Below are 23,614 nucleotides of genomic sequence, written 5' to 3'. Positions count from 1 at the left end.
GTTGTAGGCGAGGATTCGAATATCGATCCTCGCCTTTTTGCGTTTTATCTAATGGGAGAGTGTGGTGCAGGAAACTTCAGCCAACGATATTAAAACGGCAGATGGTGTATCACTTCGCGTGAGCCAACAGCGCTCAATTCGTCGTAACAAAATCAAAGCCTTCTTGCTTGTTGCTCCTTTGCTGGCCTTCTTGCTGGTGGCTTTTGTGCTCCCCATTTTTGATATGCTGCAACGCAGTGTTGAAAACCCAGAAGTGGCTACCTACATGCCGCAAACGACGGTAGCGCTCGAAAGCTGGGACGGCAATGAACTGCCGAATGAAGAAATTTATGCAGCACTGGTGTCTGATTTACAGATCGGTGCTGAAGCGAGAAACATCGGCAAAGTTGCGTCTCGCTTAAACTATGAAAAATCAGGAATGCGTTCGCTGATCATGAAATCGGCGCGAAAATCGAAAAGAATCACAGAAGGGCCATACAAAGACGCGATGGCCAAAGTGGATAAGCGCTGGATGGATATCGGCACTTGGAAGCTGATCGAGCGAGAGTCGTCGCCTTACACGCTTTCTTACTATCTTAATGCCGTTGACCTGCGTTACGACGACAACGGCGATATTGTTGCTCAACCCGAATATTTACAGATATACACCTCTCTATTTTGGCGCACGCTCTATATGAGTATGGCGATCACCTTTCTTTGCTTGCTATTGGGTTATCCCGTCGCTTATTTGTTGGCGAATTTACCTGCCAAAAAAGCCAACATGTTGATGATCTTGGTATTGCTGCCATTTTGGACGTCACTATTGGTTCGCACCGCAACTTGGATAGCCATTTTGCAGCAACAGGGCGTGCTGAACGATTTAATGGTGGGGGCGGGTGTGCTGGATGATGATAACCGCATTCAAATGATCTATAACCAAACGGGCACCTTGATTGCGATGACGCATATCTTGCTGCCGTTTATGATCCTTCCGCTTTACTCCGTGATGAAAACCATCTCGCCGAGCTATGTCCGTGCTGCCCGCTCAATGGGTGCGCCACAGGCGCTGGCGTTCCGAAGGATCTATTTCCCGCAAACCCTACCTGGCATCGGCGCAGGGTCGATTCTGGTGTTCATTCTTTCGATTGGTTACTACATCACCCCAGCGTTGGTAGGCGGTCAAACCGGTACTTTCATTACTAATTTTATTGCGTATCACATGCAAACATCCCTGAACTGGGGTCTGGCAGCGGCAATTGCATCGATATTACTGGTGGTCGTGATGGTTTTGTATTGGCTTTATAACCGCCTAGTTGGCGTCGACAACGTGAAGTTAGGGTAGGAAATAACGATGGCATTACCAGAATGTGCGACGACAGGCGAAAAAGTATGGTTTGTGGTCTTTCGCGTGATTTGTGCAGGAATATTCTTGTTTCTGATTGGCCCGCTGCTCGTCATTTTACCGCTGAGCTTCAACGCTGAACCTTATTTTACCTTTACTCCTGAGATGCTGAGTTTTGATCCTGCGGGATATTCATTGCGCTGGTATGAAGATTTCTTTACGTCAGACGCTTGGCAGTCCGCCGTGAAGAACAGCGTGATTGTCGCAATCGCTTCAACGATTTTGGCGACAGTACTCGGTACCATTGCGGCACTTGGCTTATCTAGCCGCTACATGCCTTACAAAGACGTCATCATGGCGATACTGATCTCGCCAATGATCGTGCCCTTGATAATCTCTGCCGCTGCGATGTTTTTCTTCTTTTCCCGATTTCAGATGACCCACACCTATTTAGGCGTGGTGCTTGCGCACACCGCGTTGGGTATTCCATTTGTGGTGATCACTGTCACCGCCACTTTAAGCGGTTTTGACCACTCTCTAACACGTGCTGCTGCAAGTTTAGGGGCCAACCCTGTAACGACCTTCTTCAAAGTGGTATTGCCATTGGTGACGCCGGGTGTGATTTCTGGCGCACTGTTCGCGTTTATCACGTCATTCGATGAAGTGGTGGTGGTGCTGTTTATTGCGGGGCCTGAACAAACCACCTTGCCTATCCAAATGTGGTCAGGCATACGGGAAGAAATCAGCCCAACAATTCTGGCTGCGGCGACCTTGCTGGTTGTGCTTTCAATTGCCTTGTTGACCACGCTTGAACTGCTTCGCCGTCGCAGTGCAAGACTGCGTGGTCTTGAAGACTAACTGAACTTCACGCGATGACACACTTGTGCGGCTGCAATGCTGCGCAGGTGGTTCATGCTTGTCCAAACCGTAAATTTCAATTTCTCATTCCCATGTTTATGCCATCTGTCACTCGCTAAATTCAACTAGTTTCATTTGAGATCTCTTTTCGTTTAAGGAAGATAACAATGAATTCGTGTGTCCGAAATGCAGCAATTTTCGCGGTTTGTTTGATAGCGTCACCCGTGAAGGCGCTAGACGGTTTGGAACAACTGTCAGTGCAAGAAAAAGTTGAGATTGCCGCACCTGCTCAAAAGGTGTGGCAGAGGGTGATAGGCTTTGATGGGACGGATTTTTGGGTGCCGGGTGTTTCTAAAAATGTCCTCATTTCAGGTTCGCCGAACGAGGCGGGCGCGGTCAGGGAATTGTTCATTGGTGATGCATCTGTCGAAGAAGAATTGGTGTCTATTGACCCTGCTGCGATGACATTGAAATACAAAATCGTGAAAGAGAATGTCGACTTGTTGCCAGTGACACATTATCAATCGACCATTTCAGTTGTCGCTAAAGGAGACAGTGCCAGTGAAGTCACGTGGAGCGGCGAGTTTTTTCGCGGTTTTCCAGAAAGCGATCCTCCACCGTACCTGACTGATGATGCGGCAGTGAGAGGTGTAACAGGGTTATATCAAGCAGGACTGGGCAACTTGAAAAAGCTGATGGAAGCGAAAAGCCAATAAACACTCTAATGACTAAACGTGTTGATAGCGCTTAGAAGACAGCGTTTAGCGCACTGAATTGAAAAAATAGTGTGTAAAACAAGAAAGCACGATGACAGTTTCATCGTGCTTTTGAAGGTTGGTGTGCCAGTCACCCATTCCCCCAAATAAGGTAACCGGCAAACCAAACTGTTTATTCATTGACGCTTAATTGTTCAGCAGTGCTTGATTAAACATTGCTGTTCAACGTTTACTCGGCTAAAGAATGCCAGCTAGGCAATGACTTTCGTCTAGCACTTATCTTGTACCAAATGGACATCATTAAGCCGAAAATCATTCCCGTCAGAAGAGAAGCATTGACGGCGTAGTTCAACGTTACACCAAGGCTCTGCCATTGCATAAACCACATGATCACGCCCCACAAGGTGCCGAACCAAACTGTGCCAACGAGAATGTTAATGCCAATATGGGCAAATTGGGGTGGGGGGACTTTTAGGCCCGCTTTTCGCACAAGGCGATAAATGATGGGGTTGATGGCTGCGCCAGAAAAACCCTTTTTGAGAAGCACTTGATGTGCGCGGTCCAATTGTTGCTCAAAATCCATGTTCATTCACTATCTACAACTCAGTGCTGAAACTATACCTAAACCATTTGCATATTGAAGAGATGCAAACGTATTTGGTGACCCTGCTCTCGTTGGGATGAGGATTTCACTGTTTTCCCGCGACATGGGTAAAACAAGACGCGTGACGAGTTCGACAAGACGTGTAATTTCTGGCTGAAGTTGGGCAGTTGTCCCATTTGTTTTGATGTGCCATTGAACGGTCTTCTACTTCAGCTAGGCTAGATGTTCTGTTCTTGCCCAAAGCGAATATTCCGCCATGAAAGTCGACTATCAAAAACGTTTGCTCCCCGTGATCCGTCACTTGGAAAAACACTTTAATCAACCCTTGAATTTGATTGAAGTTGCAGCGCTGGCCAACTTATCGCCGTATCACTTTCATCGCACCTTTAAAGCGGTACAAGGAGAAACGTTGGCTGATTACATCCGACGCTTGAGGTTAGAAGCTGCTGCCGATGATCTTTTTAAGAAAAAGCAGGCCGTGCTTAACGTGGCGCTAGAGTATGGATTTTCTTCCTCTCAAAGCCTTGCCAAAGCGTTTAATCAACACTTCGGTGTCACACCTTCGGCTTTTCGAGAGTGTGAAGATCTCCCTGCGTTTGCGACGCTTTCTCGAAACAGCAAGATTGGACACGCACTGCGCAAGATTGGAAACGCTGACACAAATGACAATCCATATACTGGCTCCAACACATCACAACGGAGTGCATATATGGAAACGCAATTATTCGACCAAGCAACACTGGCTTATGTTCGTGTCACTGGACCTTATGGGCATGGTTACGAAGCGGCATCAGGTCGCCTCTATCAATGGGCGGGCGCCAAAGGGCTGGCTGGCAGCACGTGTATTTTTATTTATCACGATAACCCTGAAATTACGCCTGCTGAAAAATGCCGAACTGATATTTGTTTAATGGTGCCATCAGACACAGAAGTAGCTGCTGGTATTGAGTTACAAGATTTTCCGGGTGGTCACTATGGCGTGATGCGAAAAACGATCACCGATTTCAGTCAGTACCCTACAGCATGGGACGAGATCATGGCTGATGTGATTGCGTCGGGCTTTGAAACCGACAGCCGACCTTGCTTTGAGCTTTACCACAGCTTTGATCCAAAGACACATCAAGCAGATGTGAGCTTTTGCACCGCCATTAAAATGTAAATCGCAAACCGCCCGTGAATACGGGCGGTTTTCTCATCGGCCATAAACTCTCGCCCAAGTCTTTGATTCATCAATATGCCTAACATGATCTGTATGATTAATGAGCGCCTAGCCAGTTTTCCTCGATACAAAAAGTAAACCAACACTGATGCCTACCCCGTATTAGCAAGAGACAATGTGGTTGTATTTTACGCCTGTGACACTCTTGAGCTGGCATAATCGTGAGGTTTGTCGTGCTGACACTAGTGTAACGATGGCTGTTTGGATACAAGCATAATAACGACTGATATATAGACGAATGGCCGAAATTACTGAAAATACCCGTTTCAACGCAGATCAAATAAACAACTTGGTCGTCGGCGTCGCTGCCCGAATAGGTACGCACGATTCTGGTATACATAAACACAAGAAACATCAACTATTGTTGGCTTCATCGGGCTGCATGAGCATCAATTTTGCTGGCGTGTGGTGCGTGCTGCCACCTTCGCGTGCAGCGTGGATCCCTTCTGGTACTGAGCATTGCGCAGTAATGAGAAATGTCGTTGCTTATCGCTCTTTGTATTTTCAGCATTGTGTTTCTTTGACACTGCCGACAGACATTAAAATCATTGAAGTTAATGGGCTGCTGCGAGAACTCATCGAGAGAATGGCGTATTGGGAATGGGATAAATCGATTAACGAACAGCAAACGATTTTATCCGTATTTTGTGAAGAGCTTAATGCTGCAGAAGAAGAATACTTATCTCTCAAACTCCCGACTGATAGGCGCTTAAAGGTATGGTTAGAAGATGTCATGGAAGGGAAGCACTTACCAGAACCACTCACAGATATGGCAGATAAAATTGGTGCGAGCGCAAAAACCATCAGCCGCATTTTCACCCGAGAAACGGGGATGCCTTACCAATCATGGCGACAACAGTGGCGGTTACAAGCCTCTATCGAATGTTTGTCTGATGGTGCAAGTGTTTCTGAGGTTGCCAAAAAGCTGTGTTTCTCCAGTGACAGTGCATTTATTAGTTTCTTTCGCAAGATGACGGGTGACACTCCAGCGCGATATATCTGACCTTATAGGGTGGAAATTTACACTGTAATTTAATTTGTAATGATACCCATTCTCATTTAATGTTAAGTAAACGTAAATGGGAGGCTGAGTATGCAGAGCGACAGAGGCGATGAGTACACCAATCAGAGACTCAGAGAACCTGATTGTTTTGAGAGGAAATCGAGAGCTAGCGCAAAAAAGGTAAAGATCGAAATAAGCGCAAACACGCTCGAACGTTTGTTTGTTCAAGGACAGCTTTGTGCCGCCGAGTTCAGTTGCTTGAATGCCGAATCAAAACAAGTCGTACAATCACTCTGCTTGAACACCTGTATGCATCGGATTTGTCGTGAAGAGAAGTTGAAAGTCGGCGAATTTCAGATTGAAGTTACTCGTGAATATACTTGAGCAACGTCGAGATAATGTTTGGGTTGAAATACGTTTAATTTGCCCCAATAGTGAAATGTTAATCTAATGTTTCACCCCAAGTTTTGGCTAGAAAATATATAAAATATTATCTAATCCATTCAGTGCCTTAGAGCGGTTTTGAAAAATATTTATATTTAATCACTTGAAAGTGTCATGTGTTACCTCCAAATATATCGGTGAAGAGGTTGTGGCGATATTCGTGCGACCTTGGATAATCATTAATAATTAAATAACCAATATCGCTTCATTGGAGGATATATGATGAAAACTATCGATTTGACACCGCTATACCGTAACAGTGTGGGTTTTGACCGCTTCGCGTCATTGTTGGATACCGCATTCCGTGCAGAAAGCGCGGCGGGCGGCTACCCCCCATACAACATAGAGTCTTTAGAAGACAACTACTACTCCATCACCCTTGCTGTGGCAGGCTTCACGCAAGAGGAGCTTAACATCAATGTTGAGCGTGGCGTGCTCTCTATCCGTGGTGAAAAAGGCAAGGTAGAAGGTAAGAATTTCCTTTACCAAGGTATTGCTAACCGTACGTTCGAGCGTAAGTTCAATCTTGCTGATTATATCGAAGTGACGGGGGCTGATTTAGAGAATGGTTTATTAACCATTAACCTTTTGAAAATCGTGCCTGAAGCGATGAAGCCAAGAACTGTTGTGATTAATACGGCTAAGACAGACAGTGTTGAGCCAAAAGAAGAAATGATAGCGTAACGCTTATTGGTATTAACGCTGATATTTTAATGTGATAGTTAAAGGCCGAAATGTTGATTTCGGCTTTTTATTTTATTCATGAAAGTAATCGCTCCATTCTGATGTGTTCTACTTGGGTAGATTTTGAGAGGTAAATATTTCCCACGGATATAAATCCTGCTTTTTCGTACATAGATATCGCTTGTATGCGAGCGTTCAGCTCTATTTTTTTGGTGCCTAAATGATCGGCGTGTTCAACGATTCTATTCAACAGCATTGAGCCAAAGCCTTTTTGTTGAACTTCCTGTGCAACCACCATCTGTGAAATCTTCATGGAGCCGTTTGAGAGAGCACTTAATCTGCCGTAAGCAAGGATATTTTCGTGATCGGCAAAGGAAAAGTGCTGACTGGTCGCTTCGAGATCATCAAAAACCGTTTCAAAGGGAAGATGGTGCATTTCAAAAAATAGCGCATAGCGCAGGTGTAACGCTTGTGCATAGAGTGGGGATTCAGTGGTGATCTGTTGAAAAGTCGCGGTTTCTTTACCATGCATGCTCTTTCCCTTCCCATGTTAAGAACTTTCCTGTGTCTGCAAGGGTCAGCTGGCTGGTCAGTGCAACAATGCCTTGTGCACTTTCCTTTGCGGATATTTCAGCGTCTTCACCCCCCATGTCAGTTCTCACCCATCCTGGATGAACGGGGCAGACAATAATACCCTTCTCTTTCAATTCCAAAGCAAGTACCTGCATGACTTTGTTCACTGCTGCTTTTGAACTTCGGTAAGCATGCATGCCGACAGATTCGCGATGCAATGAGCCCATTTGACTGGATATCGTGATCACGCGGGGTGAGTCACTTATAGCAAGGTTTGGTATGAGCGCACTTGTGACCATTAATGGCGCGATAGTGTTTACTCTAAATGCTTCTGCCCAACCTTTGGCGTCCATATCTTGATAGGACTGATTTACAGGTCCAATGCTGCCAGCATTGTTGATGAGAATGTCGATGGCGATACCATCAAGTATCGTAACAAGTTCTGCGATGCTTTTTTCATCAGTGACCTGTAAAGGACGCAGTGAAAGTTGATTGGTCGATAACAGTGCATTGAGGGCGTCGGGCGGTGTGTGGCCTCGGTAGGTCGCGAAGACTTGATTTCCGTTTTCAAGGAACTGCTTGACTAACTCAAGCCCAATCCCTCGGGTTGCTCCCGTGACTAAAACTGTATTCATATGACGAGAAATTCCAATGCCTGATTTTTTAGATAGATTATATCTCATTGATAAATGGCGGAAATCAAACTCAGCAATCTACGTATCAGATCGCAAATTACACCGTGAAGAGAAATTAAGTTCGATAGTTCAATATATTACGCTTCGCAAATAAAGTTACCCACAGAAACGGTGGATAACCCTCTGGGTAACATTTAATTGATACAATTGTCATTCCGATTTTTAACGATTTGATCTTTAAATTTAGCGTGTTAACGATCTAGGTTAAAACAGCACATACTTTATTCTTTGACAAAAAAAGTAATGGTTTATCGGGGTTTTGTGTATGAGTCTCACTGCTTATTCATCTTTAAAGCAGCCTAGTTTTATTGGCAGATTGGATGCTTACGCTACTCATTATTAGGGTGTTTCTGCTGTGTGGTTAATATTTGAGCGGTGAAATTCAGGTGAAAGGAAAGGCGTAAAATCTATGCGAAAAAAGCCCGAATAATAATGTTCGGGCTAGATGGGCAATGTTGAACTGGATAAGTTCCGCTAACTGGCTATTTGCTCACCGTTTGTCGCTACCAGAGTTGCTTCCACTGCTGGTGTTGGCGGATGTTGAGCTTGTTTGAGCCCAAGGCGCTCTTCTCGCGGCGGAATGCCAAAATAGTCGCGATAGCATTTACTAAAGTGCGGCGTAGAAACAAAGCCACAGGCAATAGATATTTCGATGATCGACAAATTGGTTTGATTCAGGAGCTGCCTTGCGCGGCTTAACCTTAAATGCAGATAGTAGCGCGAAGGCGAACACTGTATGTGACGTTGAAAAAGCCTTTCCAATTGGCGTCGTGACAAAAGCACCAACGCAGCCAATTCATCAATGCAAAAGGGCTCTTCAAGATTGGCTTCCATTAATGATACGGTTTCCAACAGTTTTGGTTGCGCTGTACCAATCAGGTTCCGGAGCGGCACTTTTTGAACATCTTCACTGTTTCTCACGCGCTCACACATGAACATTTCTGAAATTGCGGCACTCAGCTTATTTCCATGCTCTTGTGTCACCATGCTCAGTATCATGTCCATAGGTGCGGTCCCACCTGCACTGGTCATTCTTTTCTCACACAGGGAAAACAGCTTGTTACTGACTCTTACAGATGGGAAGGCTTCCTGAAATCCGGCCAAATTCTCCCAGTGAATGGAACATGTTTTATCTTTCATTAGTCCGGCTTTTGCTAACACATAACTACCCGTACAAATGGCACCAAGGGTTTTGTGTTTGCGATCTTGTAAAGCCAGCCAACTGAGCAATTTGGGCGTGTAGTTACGTTCGATATCAACGCCGCCACACACAACCACAATATCAACCTCTCGTTGAGTCTTAATGTGTTCGTCCACATTGATGGTTAGTGAGTCGCTAGCAGACACAGGGTGACCGTCTTCGCTCAAGGTAAACCATTCGTATAACGTTTCGCCAGACAATCGGTTGGCCATTCGCAATACTTCAATGGCAGATGCCATCGCCAGCATGGTGAAGCCATTGCAAAGGTAGAAACCAAGCCGGACAGGTTGGTGAATTGAGGATACTGAGCCCATTGATGGAACCCCTCCGTTATGGGTTTAGTGATCTAAACCGTCCATGTTTAAATTCATTACAGTTCGTATTGAAATCAGCCAGCAGTATTAGTGGCTCATAACCTCTGCGTAGGACATTGTTAACAAAAAGTAAAATTCGAACGTCCAAATCTGTCCATTAAAGGCGATGTTTCTTGAAAATATGAGGAATGATGGGGCTGATTATCGAAAATGAAACACATTACTCCGCGGGTGTGTAGGAGTAATGTGTTTAGACGTGTAAACATTATTTGGGTGTGTGGAGTGAGTGAGTTTCATCCCACGGCTTTTAGCAAGATGCAGTTATTTGCAAAACGAAGCCGCCACGTTCGCCGCTAGTTTGGCGTTGTTCAGTACTAATGCAATATTTGCTTTTAAGCTGCTTCCCTGAGTTTTCTCAGCAACTTTCGCCAGCAAAAATGGGGTTGAGTCTTTGCCTTTAATGCCCTTTTCATCCATTTCGGTAATAGCTTCTGCAATCACACCATTTATCAAGGCTGAAGCCATGGCGTGTTCAGGAGGGATCGGGTTGGCTATCACGACACCACCTTTCAGTGACATTGACCATTTAGCATTTAGTGCTGCAGCCACCTCTTCGGGAGAATCAAGGCGATAGTCGACGCCAAATTCGCTCTCACGGGTATAGAAAGCGGGAAGGGTATCTGTTTGGTAGCCGATCACAGGTACACCTTTGGTTTCGAGATATTCCAAAGTCAGACCTAAATCCAAGATAGATTTGATACCCGCACAAACGACAGCAACATTGGTTTGAGCAAGCTCCTCCAAATCAGCAGAGATATCGAAAGTGGTTTCAGCGCCGCGATGAACGCCGCCAATACCGCCTGTCGCGAACACGCGAATGCCAGCCATATCCGCCAAAATCATCGTGGATGCGACCGTGGTTGCGCCGTCACATCGGTTTGCCACAATAAACGGAATATCGCGGCGACTGGTTTTTATGGCGTCCTGACCGCGCTTACCGAGGTAAGTAATTTCTTCTTGCGAGAGTCCAATTTTTAAACGGCCCTTGAGAATCGCAATCGTTGCCGGCACGGCACCATTGTCTCTTACAGTTTGCTCAACGCGTAACGCTGTTTCGACATTTTCTGGGTAGGGCATACCGTGGGAAATAATGGTGGACTCAAGCGCTACAACAGGCTGACCAGCATCTAAGGCGGCTTTTACGTCAGGATGTATATTGAGATAAGGATTTAGCATAAGACGCCCTCAATGCGTTGTTGAACCAAAAGTTCGGTAATGTCTGGGTTAATGGTATTGATGTGTTCCATGGCAAGCGCGGAGCAACTTGCAGCAAACTCGCAAGCGTCGGCTTCTTTCATGCCTTGTAGTTGGCCGTGTACGAGGCCAGCTAAAAACGCATCACCTGCACCATTGGTATTAATGATGTGCGACGTAACAGGGCGGATAAGACGTTCTTCTCGGGGTGTTCGGAACAAGATGCCGTCAGCTCCCATACTAAGAAACAGCCGTTGAACACCGTGTTGGATAAACCAATCCGCCATTTCGTCGATGTCTGATTCGGATTCCACCGTCATTCCGGAAATCATCTGCGCTTCCACCAAGTTAGGTTTCAGGGTGTGGATGTGTGACAAATAAGGGCGGGCTTTCATCGCTTTGGTTGCTGACACTGTATCGAGATAAATAGCCTGATCACTAAAGTTGCTAAACACATAAGCCAACACGGTATCGCTGAGGTTGGTGTCGAGCACTATTGCTTCTGCGTGGCGAATCATCTCTGCCTGTCGGCTGATCAGAGAAACATCTAGTTTGTCGAGAATAGACATATCCGCGACTGCAGCGAGCATATCGCCATCATGGTCAAGCAACGACAAATAGGTAGAAGTGGTTTCGTTTTCTAAGACGCTGACCCCGCGAACATCGACGCCAGCACGACGCGTGATATCTCGTACCATGCTGCCGTAAGTGTCATCTCCTACCACAGAAATGAGTTTGACGTCTGTGCCTAATCGCGCCAGGTTTTCCGCGATATTGCGCCCAACGCCGCCTGCTGAATGAGAAATATTACCAGGGTTAGAGTCTCTAGGAATCAATTCGGCATTGGGTTGGCCTAACACATCAATGTTGGTGCCGCCAATGACCACCACATATCGTTGTTGGTCCACAATGTATCCCTTGCCGCGAATCACGCCTTTTTTGGTCATATTCATGATATGAACCGCCACTGAAGATCGGCTGATATTCAGCAACTTGGCAATGCGCTGTTGCTGAATAAAGGGATCATCTTTGATCAGTTGCAGGATTTCATCTTCACGGGTGGTCATAGCCTCTCACCTAACATCTGTTTAGATAGTAAACAAATGTTAGTTTTTATCTTGCTGTGTAAACTGTCAATTGTTACTGAGCAATAATTAATCAAAGTGTGATGGTGAAATGAAAATATGCTGAATTATTAGTCATTTCCCAATGGCCTTGCCTAGGCTCATAGGTCGTAAAACGGGTAAAAGTGGTCTCATTTCGAGAACAGGAGGAGGCGTAAATACCACTACACTTAGGAAGACGAGTTCGCTTAGCAAGGAAGGCAAATGGATAACTCTGCGTCACAGCCAGCATTACATCGCTCGCTGACAGAACAAGAATATCAAGCCGTCAATGAAGCGCTAAATGCGCTAAAGGCCAAACAAGGTGCATTGCTGCCAGTACTTCATCATATTCAAGGGGTGCTGAATTATGTGCCTCCATCATCGGTTCCGGTGATCGCCAGAGGGCTGAATCTTTCCGATGCCGACGTGCATGGTGTGATTAGCTTCTATCACGAGTTTCGTCACACCCCGCCGGGAGCCCATGTCATTCAAATTTGTCGCGCAGAGTCGTGTCAGTCAATGGGCTCGCGTTCACTTGAACAGCATGCGTGTTCACGCTTAGGTATCGAATACCATCAAACCACACGAGATAACAATTTCACGTTGGAGCCTGTCTATTGCCTTGGAAATTGCATGAACTCACCGGCTGTGAGGGTGGACGATCAAATCTATGGCGACATGACAGACGAAGAGTTTGACCTCCTGCTTAACGGGTTACTGACACAAGTGATAGAGGTAAAAGCGCCATGAGTTATCGCATTTATATTCCGCTTGATACGTCTGCCGTCTCTCGCGGTGCCGATCAGGTTGCTGATCACATGTTGCACAGTGCAGCCAACCTTGGTGAAGACATTGTCGTGGTTCGCACGGGGTCGCGCGGTATGTTCTGGCTTGAGCCGATGGTTGAAGTGGAATCTGAGCAAGGGCGCATCGCGTTCGGCCCTGTGACGCCAGATGACGTTGATGCCTTGTTAGCACTTCGCTTTTTCGACCCAGATGGCAACGGCGATGCAGGGCTAAATCACCCGTTGTGTCTTGGCGTTACCGAAGACATTTCTTATATGAAGAAACAACAGCGATTGACCTTTGCCCGCGTAGGCATTGTTGACCCGCTCGATATTGATGATTACCAAAAGCACGGCGGGTTTGTCGGGCTTAAAAATGCGTTGGCATTGTCCTCGCAAGGCATTTTGGACGAAGTCAAAGCATCGGGCTTACGTGGACGCGGCGGAGCGGCGTTCCCAACAGGTATCAAATGGCAGACGGTGGCGGATCAAGTCGATCGCCAAAAGTATGTGATTTGCAACGCCGACGAAGGGGATTCCGGCACCTTTGCAGACCGCATGCTAATGGAAGGCGACCCGTTCACCTTGATTGAAGGGATGCTCATTTGCGCCATGGCGGTAGGGGCAAATTATGGCTATGTGTATACCCGATCTGAATATCCCAAAGCGTGTGACATTTTCCAAAAAGCCATTGATACGGCCAAAGCCGCAGGTTATTTAGGCGATCACATTTGCGGTTCTCATTGTTCGTTTGAACTCGAGTTGCGCGTCGGCGCTGGGGCGTACATTTGCGGCGAAGAAACCTCGCTGATGGAAAGCCTTGAAGGAAAACGTGGACTGGTAAGAAGCAAGCCGCCTCTGCCAGCTATCCAAGGTTTGTTTGGTAAACCAACGGTCATCAACAACGTGATATCCCTAGCGTCGATCCCCACCATTCTGGCGCAAGGGGCGGAGTATTATCAGAATTTCGGTCAAGGACGTTCGCTCGGCACCATGCCGATCCAGTTAGCAGGAAACCTTAAACAAGGGGGTCTGTTTGAGCTTGCGTTTGGGGTGCCCATCCGTGAGTTGCTGTTTGAATTCGGTGGCGGTAGCAAAACCGGCAGGCCGCTAAAAGCCGTGCAATTGGGTGGTCCGTTGGGCGCTTATTTGCCGGAATCAGAATGGCACATCGACATGGATTACGAAGCACTATCCACCAAAGGTGCCATGTTAGGGCACGGCGGTATTGTCGCCTTTGACGACCGTACTGACATGAGCCAAATGGCGCGATTTGCGATGGAATTTTGCAGTATTGAATCATGCGGTAAATGCACGCCGTGTCGCATTGGTGCGGTGCGCGGTGTGGAAGTGATCGACCAGTTAATGACTGAAACCGGTGAAGCGAAAGCAGAGAGTGAGATTTTGCTGCGCGATCTTTGTGAAACCATGGAACAAGGCTCGCTTTGCGCCATGGGTGGCATGACGCCTTATCCGGTCAAAAGTGCGCTGAAATATTTCCCCCTTGATTTTGGACTTGCCGAGCAGGCAGACCAATGAGTTTTAGATAACCTAGCGAAGCCAGCGCAATAGCGCGGCAAGGAGCAAAGCAATGGTTGAGTATTACATTCCCATTGAGCAAGACCGCAAGGATTTTGGCACGCCTGCCATTACAGGCGAAGATGTGCAGACAGTGACCCTTTCGATTGATGGTTGGCCTGTCACCGTGCCACAAGGCACGTCTGTGATGCGTGCCGCTTCAACCTTGAACATTCAAATCCCCAAACTGTGCGCAACAGATAGCTTGGATGCGTTTGGTTCTTGCCGATTATGCGTGGTTGAAATTGAAGGCATGCGCGGTAAACCGGCCTCATGTACGACACCTGTTGCTGAAGGGATGGTAGTGACCACCGAAAACAGTGCACTCAAAAAGTTACGTCGTAACGTCATGGAGTTGTATATTTCTGATCATCCACTGGATTGTTTGACCTGTGCGGTGAATGGCGATTGCGAATTACAAGACATGGCAGGTGCCGTGGGACTTCGTGATGTTCGCTATGGATTCGATGGTGAGAATCACCTCAACATGGAAAAAGACACCTCAAATCCGTATTTCACCTTCGATACCAGCAAATGCATCGTGTGTTCGCGCTGTGTGCGGGCTTGTGAAGACATTCAAGGCCAGCATGCGCTAACGGTTAATGGTCGTGCGTTTGAATCCCGTATTGTGGCGGGCGATAACAATTTCATGGAATCTGAGTGCGTGTCCTGCGGTGCGTGTGTGCAAGCTTGCCCAACAGCGGCGCTGACAGAAAACAGCGTGATTGAACAAGGTACGCCGAGTCATTATCGCATTACCACGTGTGCCTATTGTGGCGTCGGCTGTTCGTTTCGTGCGGAAATGCGCGGCGATCAGTTAGTGCGTATGGTGCCGAACAAAGACGGCAAGGCCAATCAGGGGCATTCGTGCGTGAAAGGGCGCTTCGCCTTTGGTTATGCAACTCACAAAGATCGCATGCTGGATCCCATGATTCGTGAATCAATTGATCAACCTTGGCGCAAAGTGAGTTGGGATGAAGCCATTACTTTTGCGGCCAATCGTCTAACCAACATTCGCGACAAGCATGGTGTGAATGCCTTGGGCGGTATCACCTCGTCTCGTTGTACCAACGAAGAAACCTATCTGGTACAGAAACTGGTGCGAGGAGCCTTTGGCACGAACAATGTCGATACTTGCGCCCGCGTCTGTCACTCGCCAACAGGGTATGGCCTTAAAACCACCCTTGGTGAATCCGCAGGAACACAAACCTTCGACTCCGTGCAGTTGGCCGATGTCGTTATCGTGATTGGCGCTAACCCGACTGACGGTCACCCTGTGTTTGCCTCCCAACTAAAGCGTCGATTGCGGGCGGGTGCCAAGCTGATCGTGATTGATCCGCGTGAAATTGATTTAGTGAATGCGCCGCATGTGCGTGCGCAATATCACCTACAACTTCGTCCAGGAACCAATGTGGCGGTATTGAATGCGCTCGCGCATGTGATCATCACAGAGGGTCTGGAAGATTTACCGTTTATTGAAGAACGTTGCGATATCGCTGAGTACAACAAATGGCGCGAATTTATCGCTCAGCCTTCCCACGCGCCTGAAGTGATGGAAAGCGAAACGGGCATACCCGCGATGCTGATCCGCGAAGCGGCACGGCTCTATGGCAAAGCGGGCAATGGCGCGATTTACTATGGCCTAGGTGTTACTGAACACAGTCAGGGAAGTTCGGCAGTCATGGGTATCGCCAACCTTGCCATGGCAACGGGTAACCTTGGTCGAGAAGGTGTCGGTGTGAACCCGTTACGCGGTCAAAACAACGTGCAGGGCAGCTGCGATATGGGGTCGTTTCCTCATGAGTTACCGGGTTATCGACATGTGTCTGATCCTGCAGTGCGAGCGCTGTTTGAAAGTGAATGGGGCGTGCCAATCGACAGCGAGCCAGGTCTTCGCATTCCCAATATGTTTGATGCTGCCATAGCGGGTCGATTCAAAGCTTTGTATGTGCAAGGTGAGGATATTGCACAATCGGACCCTAATACCCAACACGTAGAAGCCGCGCTTTCCGCGCTGGAGTGTCTTATCGTGCAAGACATTTTCCTCAACGAAACGGCCAAATTCGCCCATGTGTTTTTACCAGGCGCAACTTTCTTGGAAAAAGATGGGACATTTACCAACGCCGAAAGACGTATCTCTCCAGTTAGGAAAGTGATGGCACCTTTGTCAGGCAAAGGTGATTGGGAAGCAACGGTCGCGTTGTCTAACGCCCTTGGGTTTGAAATGAACTACAGCCACCCATCGGAAATCATGGATGAAATAGCACGCCTTACACCGACCTTTCATGGCGTGAGCTATGAAAAACTGGATGAGTTGGGGTCTATTCAATGGCCGTGTAATGAAGAAGCGCCTGACGGCACACCTACTATGCACATCGGTAGCTTTGTGAAAGGAAAAGGCAGCTTTGTCGTCACTGAATATGTGGCGTCGGAAGAGAGAGTGAATAAACGCTTCCCGCTCATTCTGACGACGGGTCGAATACTCTCACAATACAACGTCGGCGCGCAGACGCGTCGAACAGATAACTCGCAATGGCACACTGAAGATGTATTGGAAATTCACCCATTGGACGCGGAAGACCGCGGCATTACTGATGGCACGCCAGTCAGTGTAGGTAGCCGAGCAGGAGCAGTAACCCTTCAAGCGAAAATTAGCGAACGTATGCAGCCCGGCGTGGTTTATACCACCTTCCATCATCCTGTTTCTGGCACTAACGTGATCACTACCGAAAACTCAGATTGGGCAACAAACTGCCCTGAGTACAAGGTCACGGCAGTGCAGGTGAAAATTGCGGTGGCGCAGGGCGATTGGCAGACGCGTTTCCAAAAATTTGATGAAGAACAGCAAGCGCATTTGTCGGCAGCGACGCAAGATGGAGAGTCCTGAATGGAACACAATATGAACGGCGAGCTGATACGAAATCAGCGTTTGTATGATATGGCTAACCAAATCGCGGACAACCTCATTCATGGCAGGGATGAGGCTGACACCGTCGACGAAGTGGCTTCGCACATTCGCCGGTTTTGGTCACTCGACATGAAAGAAAGCTTGTTTGATGCGGTGGGTTCGGAAGCGTTGAACCCAATCGCCAATTCGGCAGCAGAAAAACTGGCGATCGACTACCGCAAATAGTTAGCTTAAGTCTCGGATGGGCTAGGCGGTGGCTTCCGCGTCTTCGCGCTTTGCCACCTTATGGCCTTCTTCTGTCACGCCATTTTTCCAGTAGCTGCTGATGTAAATGTTGTCGCGTTCTACGCCTTTTTCATTACGAAAATACTGGCGAAGTGTACGCATGGAATCAAACTCGCAGGCACACCAGACGGCGGCTTCGCCATCAAGCCATGTTTTTTGAACAACGTGTGAGGCAAGAGAATCGTTTTGGTCTTTCACGATCCATTCCACGCTTATGCCTTTTGGGGCATCGAGCGTTTGTATGTCTTCTTTCGAGAGTACTTCAATCACAGCATAGCCTTTGGCGTTTTTGGGCAACGCACTGATTTTCACAGAGAGGGCAGGCAACGCCGTCATGTCTGCTGCCATGAAGAACCAATCCGCATTTTGATTAATAGTTTGAATCGTGCCGGGGCCTGCAATGTTAATGGTGTCGCCTTGTTCGGCATTCATCGACCAACGTGCGGCATGACCACAACCGCAGTCATCGACGTTGTGTCGTACAAAATCAACAGTGACGGTGTGTGCGCTTAGATCAATAGCGCGAATAGTGTAAGTGCGAAGAACGGGGCGTTCGCTGTCTGCCAATGTGCTCAAATCGGTACTGCCATTGGGTGCAAACATCAGCTTGATATAGCCACCTTCGCAATTGGAAGGAAAGCGTGACAACCCTTCACCGTGAAGGACAATACGCTGCATGTTAGGTGTGATTTGCTCAGAAGATTGAACGACAAGCGAAGTAGGGCTGGGTTTATTCATTCTTGTTCTCGTGGTTTTTAAGACGACTGGACTGTGCCTACAATAAGATCACTCAAAGAATTTATCAATGATAACAATTATCATTTGCATAAATTTACATTTGAATAATATCAGTTAGGGATCAACGCAAACTAAAGTCCAAGCCATCGTCGCTTAGGGTGACAACTTTGTGTAGCGTAAGAGATGTTTGCGCCGCTAAACCCATCACTACGGCTTTTAAGCCATCTTCCAGTGTGACTTCTACCTCTTGTTCGCCCCAAATAGCACGTTGAAATCTTTGATGCTGATAGAAAGTCGAGCCATTGTGATCGCCCGCTTCAAGCAGGGCAGAGTCAACGGGCACATCCATGACTTTAGGCCCCTTAGGGTCTCGCGGACTCACAATCACCTGCGGCACGGGCGCATCACCTAGCGTATCTGTTGGCCAAAATCGACCCGGCCCCGGCACTAAGCATTCGACTTTCCCTTTGTCGCCGACCACACAGATCTCTTCTTGATACCGTGAACCTTCCGCAAACATGCAAAGTTCTAAGCTGGCGCGGGTGTGGTTGTCGAATTCGATGGTCACCATGGCATTGTCGATGATATCGGGCGTTTTTCCTTCATATTGCTCGTCTCGATGATTCACAGCCTGATTACCAGAGGCAAATACGCGCACGGGATTGGCGTTCGTCATGAGGCGCATTAAATCGAAAAAGTGGCAGCATTTTTCGACTAAAGTGCCGCCTGTTTTGTGGTTAAAGCGGTTCCAATCGTCGATTTTATGTAAGAAAGGAAAGCGGTGCTCTCGAATGGAAAACAAGTGGCGCTGCCCAATTTCACCGCCGTGAATCAATGAAAGCAATAAGGTGATGGGCGGCATGTAGCGATATTCCATCGCGACCCAAATGGGCGCAGGGTAATTGGCGGCGGCTTCACTGAGTTTTTTCACATCATCAATGTGCGTGCAGATGGGTTTTTCAATCAAAATGGGTAAGGTACAGCGGCTCATAATGCCAAGTAGTTGCTCCGCATGTTGAAAGTTAGGTGTCACGACAACGAGCGCATCCACATCGTTTCCTTCAAGCAAGGCATCCAGATCCGATACCGCACGTGCACTGGGAACGAGCGCTTGGGCTTTTTTGAGCATGTCAGGGTTTGGCTCGGCAAGCACAGTGATCTCAGCATGATCAAGTAACTGAATATTGCGGATGTGTTCTTGTCCCATCATGCCGCAACCAAGAATGCCATAACGGATTGGATGTTGTTTTGTCATTTTGCCTTACCTTCCTTGTACTGTTAATCCATGTAATGACGGAGTCTTGAGCGGTATGGGGTCATGTCCAGCGCGCGGCATAGCGCACTTTTTCTGGGTCATACCAAGTGAATGAGACTTCATCGATACGATCATGATTTGACCAACTTAACCTTTCGATGTAGCCGCAAGCGCTGCCAATGTCAGGCGCGAAATCTGCGTGTTTCCAGTCCGGTACGTGACCGACGGTGATGCTGTCTTGCACGCGTGAAATCCAAAACCCGAGCTTGTCGCGGTAATACACGTAGAGCGATTCCACCACTTCTTCGGGGGTGACGTGCTCAATGTGGCGACCATCAATCCAAATTTCTTCCATAGCAGCAGGTTGCTGATCCAATTTTCTAAGCCGTCTGAAGCGCCATAAAGGGGCATTAGACGGCAGCCCCAACAATGAAGCGACGTGGGTATTGCTGAGTCGTTCAACGTTCAAGATATCGGCATTCGGAAGTCCGCCACCGCTTTGCAGTTCAAGGCGGAAGAAGTGATACACCGCGCTGTTATCGGGTGTGGTTTTTACATAGGTGCCTGAACCTTGTTTACGTTCCAACAGCCCGTTGCTTTCAAGCTCGGTCAGCGCTTTTCTTAACGTGCCTACGGCGACGCCGAGTTTCTTCGCGAGTTCGGCTTCTGTCGGTAAGCGTTCACCTGGCAGCCAATACCCAGCAGAGATTTCCCTGCGTAACAATTCACTGATTTGAATGAACAGGGGTAATCGGGTTGATTCACTCATTTCTTATATTCTCAAAAAAAATAATCGTTTTAATTCTAGATAGTTAGAGGCGGATTTTCTGTGAAAGATACGAGATCTTGATTTAATTCATTCATCATTGATTTACTTTTCTTGGTTATCTTATAGCATTTATTAACAAATCATTCACTATTCATTTTCATTTGAAGTGTGTGAATAGTTAGCCAAGAAAAACGGTTTAAGGTTTAAGGATCAGGAGAATAGCGATGAGTGTAGTGCCCATCACAAGTGCAGGATTGGATGCCTCAGAGGTTTCGTGGTTTGCGCCCTTGTGCAGTGATGATTATCGATATCTGGGTGTACCAGAAAGACGTCTGCGAAGCAGTTGGGAAAACACCCGCGATATCGTGTTGATGGCGGAGCAGCAGGGCTTTCGCAACATTTTATGTCCGTCATCTTATCAAGTAGGCCAAGACACCCTGACGTTTGCATCGGCCATGGCGCCGTTGACGGATCGCATCAATATGCTGGCAGCCATTCGTTGTGGCGAAGTGCATCCCGCTATGTTGGCGCGCACGGTGGCAACCCTTGATCACATCATGAAAGGACGCTTAACCCTGAATGTGATTTCTTCTGATTTCCCTGGTGAGAAAGCCGACAGTGCTTTTCGATATCGTCGCTCGAAAGAAGTGGTCGATATTTTGCGTCAAGCGTGGACACAAGATGAGATTCGCTATGACGGTGAGGTGTACAAACTGAGCGAAATATCTACCGACCCTGTGCGCCCGTATCAACAAAACGGCGGACCATTGCTGTATTTCGGGGGCTACTCACCCGATGCACTCGAGCTTTGTGGCTCTGAATGCGATGTGTATTTGATGTGGCCAGAAACCGAAGACATGCTCGAAAAGCGAATGCGCGCGGTGAACGATGTCGCTCAACGACACAATAGAACCTTGGACTATGGTCTGCGGGTTCACATGGTGGTGCGTGATACTGAAGCGGAAGCCAGAGAGTATGCTGAATCGCTGGTATCAAAATTAGATGATGAATTTGGTCGTTCGATTCGAGACCGTGCGCTAGACGCAAAAAGCCTCGGTGTTGCGCTGCAGTCAGAGCAACGTGATCACGCGGATCAATTTGGTTTTACGGAGCCAAACTTGTGGACAGGTGTTGGCCGCGCCCGCTCGGGGTGTGGTGCTGCGCTGGTGGGCAGTGTCGATCAAGTATTAAGCAAAATAGAGCGCTATCAAAAGATGGGAATCCGCTCGTTTATCTTCTCGGGTTACCCGCACAAAGACGAATGTGAAATTGTTGGGCAGAAAATCCTGCCAGAATTGAAAACGTGCTCATTGCCTGATGAATATGGGCGAGTACCTGCAACCACGCCAGCAACACCGTTGGGTGTAGGAGAGCGAAAATGAAATACAGTGAACTTCATCCAAGCCTGTCTGCGTTTAGTCGCATTGTGTATGGCGCGTGGCGATTGGCCGATGACAGCGACACCTCTGAAGCGCATGTTCGCGCCAAAGTGGATGCCTGTTTAGAACAGGGTATCACCACCTTTGATCACGCCGATATTTATGGGGACTACGCCTGTGAAGCGGTGTTTGGGCAGGTGCTGGCGGCAAAACCGTCACTGCGGGATCAAATTCAACTCGTGAGTAAATGCGACATCATGCTGCTCTCTGAGCGTTATCCTCAGCGTCGCGTGAAGCACTACGACACCTCGGCGGCACATATTCGCCAATCGGTGACCCAATCGCTGAAAAACCTCAACACAGACTATCTCGATCTCGTGCTGATACATCGCCCAGATCCCTTCATGGATCATCTCGAAACAGGGCAAGCGCTTGACGCTTTGGTTAACGAAGGCTTAGTGAAAGGCGTGGGTGTGTCGAACTTCCAGCGTTGGGATTGGGATTTACTGCAATCCGGTATGAGCCACCCTTTGGTGACCAACCAGATTGAAATGAACCTGCTGACACGAAACAGCTTTACCGACGGTACGCTGGCGTTCATGCAGCAATATGGCGTGACGCCGATGGCGTGGTCGCCCCTTGCTGGCGGCGAATTGTTTGGTCATGGGGAAGCCGCTTTACGCGTCAGACCCTTGCTGGAAAGAGAAGCCGAGCGGTTTGGTGTTGGCATTGATGCCGTGGCAACCGCATGGTTACTGGCACACCCTGCGGGCATTTTTCCGGTGTTGGGTACGAATAATCTGTCGCGCATTCGCACCGCCAGCGATGCATTGAACGTGTCGATAGACAGAGAAACATGGTTTGAATTGTGGACGGCAGCCGCCGGGGAGGAAGTTGCATGAGTCGTGAACTGAGAAACGCACTCTCTTGTTTTGCAACGGGCGTGACTGTGATTACAGCACGACATGACGATCAAGACTTTGGGTTGACGTGTTCGTCGTTTAATTCGGTCTCGCTCGACCCAGCGATTGTGCTGTGGAGCATCAATCGAACCTCGACATCTAAGAGCCCTATACTCGAATCTGGTGGGTACACGGTGAGCGTGTTGGCTGTTGAGCATTCCGAGCTTGCCATGAAGTTTTGTCGTGACAGCCACGATGAACGTTTCAATGGAGTCGCTATTGAGCGTGCGCCCAGCGGTCGCGCCATCATCGAAGGTGCAGTGGCGTGGTTTGACTGTGATTTGAATGGCGTTATTGCGGCGGGTGATCACGATATTTTACTGGGTAAAGTCACCGAGTTTAGTTCGCAGCAAGACAGTGCAGGTTTGGTATTTGAACGCAGCCGATTTGGGCGGGTTGGAGAAGTGGCGTAATGACAGTGGTGACGTCGTTTGTAACGGCACTGGAAAAGCTGAATGACAAATTAGACAAGATTGGCGCGTCGATTGCGTGGGTGCTGGTGGCCTTAATGGTGTCTAGCATTCTGCTGCAAGTGGTGTGTCGGTATGTCTTCAATTCAGCGCTACCTTGGCCAGAAGAAGTCGCCAGAGCGCTAATGATCTGGATGATGGCATTGGTAGCAGGGCAGGCCTATCGCAAAGGTATGTTTGTGTCGATTGACATGCTCTACAACTATGTGCCGTTTTCTGTGGCGCGCGCGATAAAAATCATTCTGTTAGTACTGGCTTTCGCTGTGCTTGTTCAGTTGTGTGTGGTTGCGATTGAGTTCTTTGATCGAGGTTTCCGCACGCGAGCGGCTTCCTTCCCATTAAAACGCGCATGGATATACCTCGCCATGCCCGTGTGCTTCGGCACCATGTTGCTGGCCAACATAGAAATGCTGCTTAAAGCGTTCATGGATAACAAAGAAAATGCCATCACTGCGCAAGCAGAGAAAGGATGAGCAACCGGGACTGATTTACC

Annotated in this window: 23 protein-coding genes; 14 read left to right on the top strand and 9 right to left on the bottom strand. The window is 48.0% G+C overall.

Annotated features, from left to right (window positions below):
* Nucleotides 1-64: 64 nt before the first annotated feature.
* The 3 genes from A1OO_RS16960 (at nt 65) to A1OO_RS16950 (ending at nt 2,895) form a co-directional block, all read left to right on the top strand.
* A complete protein-coding gene (locus A1OO_RS16960; RefSeq protein ID WP_016958315.1) occupies nt 65-1,321 on the top strand; it encodes an ABC transporter permease in 1,257 nt (418 codons plus the stop codon).
* A 9-nt stretch (nt 1,322-1,330) separates the two neighbouring features.
* Nucleotides 1,331-2,179, top strand: coding sequence for an ABC transporter permease (locus A1OO_RS16955; protein WP_016958316.1), 849 nt, complete (start codon nt 1,331-1,333; stop codon nt 2,177-2,179).
* Nucleotides 2,180-2,346: 167 nt separating this feature from the next.
* Complete coding sequence (locus A1OO_RS16950) at nt 2,347-2,895, top strand: SRPBCC family protein (RefSeq protein WP_017003777.1); 549 nt, start codon at nt 2,347-2,349, stop codon at nt 2,893-2,895.
* A gap of 229 nt (nt 2,896-3,124) precedes the next feature.
* On the opposite strand, the gene A1OO_RS16945 is transcribed toward A1OO_RS16950, so the two are convergent.
* Complete coding sequence (locus A1OO_RS16945; RefSeq protein ID WP_016958318.1) at nt 3,125-3,478, bottom strand: DUF6404 family protein; 354 nt, start codon at nt 3,476-3,478, stop codon at nt 3,125-3,127.
* Between the two features lie 277 nt (nt 3,479-3,755).
* Here A1OO_RS16945 and A1OO_RS16940 point away from each other — a divergent pair, with 277 nt between their 5' ends.
* The 3 genes from A1OO_RS16940 to A1OO_RS16925 all read left to right on the top strand — a co-directional run bounded on the left by A1OO_RS16940 (nt 3,756) and on the right by A1OO_RS16925 (nt 6,849).
* The gene (locus A1OO_RS16940; RefSeq protein ID WP_016958319.1) at nt 3,756-4,658 is read left to right on the top strand and encodes an AraC family transcriptional regulator; all 903 of its coding nucleotides are present in this window, start codon (nt 3,756-3,758) and stop codon (nt 4,656-4,658) included.
* Between the two features lie 298 nt (nt 4,659-4,956).
* Nucleotides 4,957-5,721 (top strand): AraC family transcriptional regulator, encoded by a 765-nt coding sequence (locus A1OO_RS16935; RefSeq protein ID WP_017003776.1) that lies wholly within the window; start codon nt 4,957-4,959, stop codon nt 5,719-5,721.
* A gap of 666 nt (nt 5,722-6,387) precedes the next feature.
* Nucleotides 6,388-6,849, top strand: a complete 462-nt coding sequence (locus tag A1OO_RS16925) for an Hsp20 family protein (RefSeq protein WP_026023924.1) — start codon at nt 6,388-6,390, stop codon at nt 6,847-6,849.
* Between the two features lie 76 nt (nt 6,850-6,925).
* Here A1OO_RS16925 and A1OO_RS16920 read toward each other — a convergent pair whose 3' ends face one another.
* From A1OO_RS16920 to A1OO_RS16900, 5 genes are all read right to left on the bottom strand, one after another.
* Nucleotides 6,926-7,381 carry a GNAT family N-acetyltransferase gene (locus tag A1OO_RS16920; protein ID WP_017003774.1) on the bottom strand — a complete coding sequence of 152 codons (456 nt, stop codon included), beginning with the start codon at nt 7,379-7,381 and terminating at the stop codon, nt 6,926-6,928.
* Nucleotides 7,371-8,057, bottom strand: a complete 687-nt coding sequence (locus A1OO_RS16915) for an SDR family oxidoreductase (protein WP_017003773.1) — start codon at nt 8,055-8,057, stop codon at nt 7,371-7,373. Before A1OO_RS16915 ends, A1OO_RS16920 begins: the two co-directional genes overlap by 11 nt.
* 534 nt (nt 8,058-8,591) lie before the next feature.
* On the bottom strand, nt 8,592-9,632 hold the full coding sequence (locus A1OO_RS16910) for a GlxA family transcriptional regulator (RefSeq protein WP_016958326.1): 1,041 nt from the start codon (nt 9,630-9,632) through the stop codon (nt 8,592-8,594).
* Between the two features lie 321 nt (nt 9,633-9,953).
* Complete coding sequence (locus A1OO_RS16905; protein ID WP_017003772.1) at nt 9,954-10,868, bottom strand: pseudouridine-5'-phosphate glycosidase; 915 nt, start codon at nt 10,866-10,868, stop codon at nt 9,954-9,956.
* Entirely contained in the window at nt 10,862-11,953 is a 1,092-nt protein-coding gene (locus A1OO_RS16900) for a PfkB family carbohydrate kinase (RefSeq protein ID WP_017003771.1), read from the bottom strand. Before A1OO_RS16900 ends, A1OO_RS16905 begins: the two co-directional genes overlap by 7 nt.
* Nucleotides 11,954-12,214: 261 nt before the next feature.
* On the opposite strand from A1OO_RS16900, the gene A1OO_RS16895 reads away from it, so the two are divergent.
* The 4 genes from A1OO_RS16895 to A1OO_RS16880 are packed head-to-tail and all read left to right on the top strand — an operon-like array spanning nt 12,215 to nt 17,488.
* Nucleotides 12,215-12,742 carry a formate dehydrogenase subunit gamma gene (locus A1OO_RS16895; RefSeq protein WP_016958329.1) on the top strand — a complete coding sequence of 176 codons (528 nt, stop codon included), beginning with the start codon at nt 12,215-12,217 and terminating at the stop codon, nt 12,740-12,742.
* The gene (locus tag A1OO_RS16890) at nt 12,739-14,316 is read left to right on the top strand and encodes a formate dehydrogenase beta subunit (protein ID WP_017003770.1); all 1,578 of its coding nucleotides are present in this window, start codon (nt 12,739-12,741) and stop codon (nt 14,314-14,316) included. Before A1OO_RS16895 ends, A1OO_RS16890 begins: the two co-directional genes overlap by 4 nt.
* Nucleotides 14,317-14,368: 52 nt before the next feature.
* Nucleotides 14,369-17,242: a formate dehydrogenase subunit alpha gene (fdhF, locus tag A1OO_RS16885; RefSeq protein ID WP_016958331.1), complete on the top strand. Its 2,874-nt coding sequence runs from the start codon at nt 14,369-14,371 to the stop codon at nt 17,240-17,242.
* A complete protein-coding gene (locus A1OO_RS16880) occupies nt 17,243-17,488 on the top strand; it encodes a formate dehydrogenase subunit delta (RefSeq protein WP_016958332.1) in 246 nt (81 codons plus the stop codon). It begins immediately after the preceding gene.
* A 21-nt stretch (nt 17,489-17,509) separates the two neighbouring features.
* On the opposite strand, the gene A1OO_RS16875 is transcribed toward A1OO_RS16880, so the two are convergent.
* The 3 genes from A1OO_RS16875 to A1OO_RS16865 all read right to left on the bottom strand — a co-directional run bounded on the left by A1OO_RS16875 (nt 17,510) and on the right by A1OO_RS16865 (nt 20,310).
* Complete coding sequence (locus A1OO_RS16875) at nt 17,510-18,286, bottom strand: siderophore-interacting protein (RefSeq protein WP_016958333.1); 777 nt, start codon at nt 18,284-18,286, stop codon at nt 17,510-17,512.
* A 121-nt stretch (nt 18,287-18,407) separates the two neighbouring features.
* On the bottom strand, nt 18,408-19,541 hold the full coding sequence (locus tag A1OO_RS16870; RefSeq protein WP_016958334.1) for a Gfo/Idh/MocA family protein: 1,134 nt from the start codon (nt 19,539-19,541) through the stop codon (nt 18,408-18,410).
* A gap of 61 nt (nt 19,542-19,602) precedes the next feature.
* Complete coding sequence (locus A1OO_RS16865) at nt 19,603-20,310, bottom strand: GntR family transcriptional regulator (protein ID WP_016958335.1); 708 nt, start codon at nt 20,308-20,310, stop codon at nt 19,603-19,605.
* Between the two features lie 224 nt (nt 20,311-20,534).
* Here A1OO_RS16865 and A1OO_RS16860 point away from each other — a divergent pair, with 224 nt between their 5' ends.
* The 4 genes from A1OO_RS16860 to A1OO_RS16845 are packed head-to-tail and all read left to right on the top strand — an operon-like array spanning nt 20,535 to nt 23,594.
* Nucleotides 20,535-21,692, top strand: coding sequence for an LLM class flavin-dependent oxidoreductase (locus tag A1OO_RS16860; RefSeq protein ID WP_016958336.1), 1,158 nt, complete (start codon nt 20,535-20,537; stop codon nt 21,690-21,692).
* Nucleotides 21,689-22,591 carry an aldo/keto reductase gene (locus A1OO_RS16855; RefSeq protein WP_016958337.1) on the top strand — a complete coding sequence of 301 codons (903 nt, stop codon included), beginning with the start codon at nt 21,689-21,691 and terminating at the stop codon, nt 22,589-22,591. Before A1OO_RS16860 ends, A1OO_RS16855 begins: the two co-directional genes overlap by 4 nt.
* Nucleotides 22,588-23,064 (top strand): flavin reductase family protein, encoded by a 477-nt coding sequence (locus A1OO_RS16850; RefSeq protein WP_016958338.1) that lies wholly within the window; start codon nt 22,588-22,590, stop codon nt 23,062-23,064. Before A1OO_RS16855 ends, A1OO_RS16850 begins: the two co-directional genes overlap by 4 nt.
* On the top strand, nt 23,064-23,594 hold the full coding sequence (locus A1OO_RS16845; RefSeq protein ID WP_016958339.1) for a TRAP transporter small permease: 531 nt from the start codon (nt 23,064-23,066) through the stop codon (nt 23,592-23,594). The genes A1OO_RS16850 and A1OO_RS16845 overlap by 1 nt, the downstream gene beginning before the upstream one ends.
* Nucleotides 23,595-23,614 lie beyond the last annotated feature (20 nt).

The sequence above is a fragment of the Enterovibrio norvegicus FF-33 genome, assembly GCF_000286835.2.
Taxonomy (GTDB): Bacteria; Pseudomonadota; Gammaproteobacteria; order Enterobacterales; family Vibrionaceae; genus Enterovibrio; species Enterovibrio norvegicus_A.
The sequence above is the reverse complement of the archived record's forward strand: the minus strand, read 5'-3'. Positions and strand labels throughout refer to the sequence as shown.

Bases quoted from the DNA above. Each gene is read 5' to 3' on its own strand.
- A1OO_RS16955 (WP_016958316.1), top strand. From the start codon at position 1,331: ATGGCATTACCAGAATGTGCGACGACAGGCGAAAAAGTATGGTTTGTG.
- A1OO_RS16950 (WP_017003777.1), top strand. From the start codon at position 2,347: ATGAATTCGTGTGTCCGAAATGCAGCAATTTTCGCGGTTTGTTTGATA.
- A1OO_RS16945 (WP_016958318.1), bottom strand. From the start codon at position 3,478: ATGGATTTTGAGCAACAATTGGACCGCGCACATCAAGTGCTTCTCAAA.
- A1OO_RS16940 (WP_016958319.1), top strand. From the start codon at position 3,756: ATGAAAGTCGACTATCAAAAACGTTTGCTCCCCGTGATCCGTCACTTG.
- A1OO_RS16935 (WP_017003776.1), top strand. From the start codon at position 4,957: ATGGCCGAAATTACTGAAAATACCCGTTTCAACGCAGATCAAATAAAC.
- A1OO_RS16925 (WP_026023924.1), top strand. From the start codon at position 6,388: ATGAAAACTATCGATTTGACACCGCTATACCGTAACAGTGTGGGTTTT.
- A1OO_RS16920 (WP_017003774.1), bottom strand. From the start codon at position 7,381: ATGCATGGTAAAGAAACCGCGACTTTTCAACAGATCACCACTGAATCC.
- A1OO_RS16915 (WP_017003773.1), bottom strand. From the start codon at position 8,057: ATGAATACAGTTTTAGTCACGGGAGCAACCCGAGGGATTGGGCTTGAG.
- A1OO_RS16910 (WP_016958326.1), bottom strand. From the start codon at position 9,632: ATGGGCTCAGTATCCTCAATTCACCAACCTGTCCGGCTTGGTTTCTAC.
- A1OO_RS16905 (WP_017003772.1), bottom strand. From the start codon at position 10,868: ATGCTAAATCCTTATCTCAATATACATCCTGACGTAAAAGCCGCCTTA.
- A1OO_RS16900 (WP_017003771.1), bottom strand. From the start codon at position 11,953: ATGACCACCCGTGAAGATGAAATCCTGCAACTGATCAAAGATGATCCC.
- A1OO_RS16895 (WP_016958329.1), top strand. From the start codon at position 12,215: ATGGATAACTCTGCGTCACAGCCAGCATTACATCGCTCGCTGACAGAA.
- A1OO_RS16890 (WP_017003770.1), top strand. From the start codon at position 12,739: ATGAGTTATCGCATTTATATTCCGCTTGATACGTCTGCCGTCTCTCGC.
- fdhF (WP_016958331.1), top strand. From the start codon at position 14,369: ATGGTTGAGTATTACATTCCCATTGAGCAAGACCGCAAGGATTTTGGC.
- A1OO_RS16880 (WP_016958332.1), top strand. From the start codon at position 17,243: ATGGAACACAATATGAACGGCGAGCTGATACGAAATCAGCGTTTGTAT.
- A1OO_RS16875 (WP_016958333.1), bottom strand. From the start codon at position 18,286: ATGAATAAACCCAGCCCTACTTCGCTTGTCGTTCAATCTTCTGAGCAA.
- A1OO_RS16870 (WP_016958334.1), bottom strand. From the start codon at position 19,541: ATGACAAAACAACATCCAATCCGTTATGGCATTCTTGGTTGCGGCATG.
- A1OO_RS16865 (WP_016958335.1), bottom strand. From the start codon at position 20,310: ATGAGTGAATCAACCCGATTACCCCTGTTCATTCAAATCAGTGAATTG.
- A1OO_RS16860 (WP_016958336.1), top strand. From the start codon at position 20,535: ATGAGTGTAGTGCCCATCACAAGTGCAGGATTGGATGCCTCAGAGGTT.
- A1OO_RS16855 (WP_016958337.1), top strand. From the start codon at position 21,689: ATGAAATACAGTGAACTTCATCCAAGCCTGTCTGCGTTTAGTCGCATT.
- A1OO_RS16850 (WP_016958338.1), top strand. From the start codon at position 22,588: ATGAGTCGTGAACTGAGAAACGCACTCTCTTGTTTTGCAACGGGCGTG.
- A1OO_RS16845 (WP_016958339.1), top strand. From the start codon at position 23,064: ATGACAGTGGTGACGTCGTTTGTAACGGCACTGGAAAAGCTGAATGAC.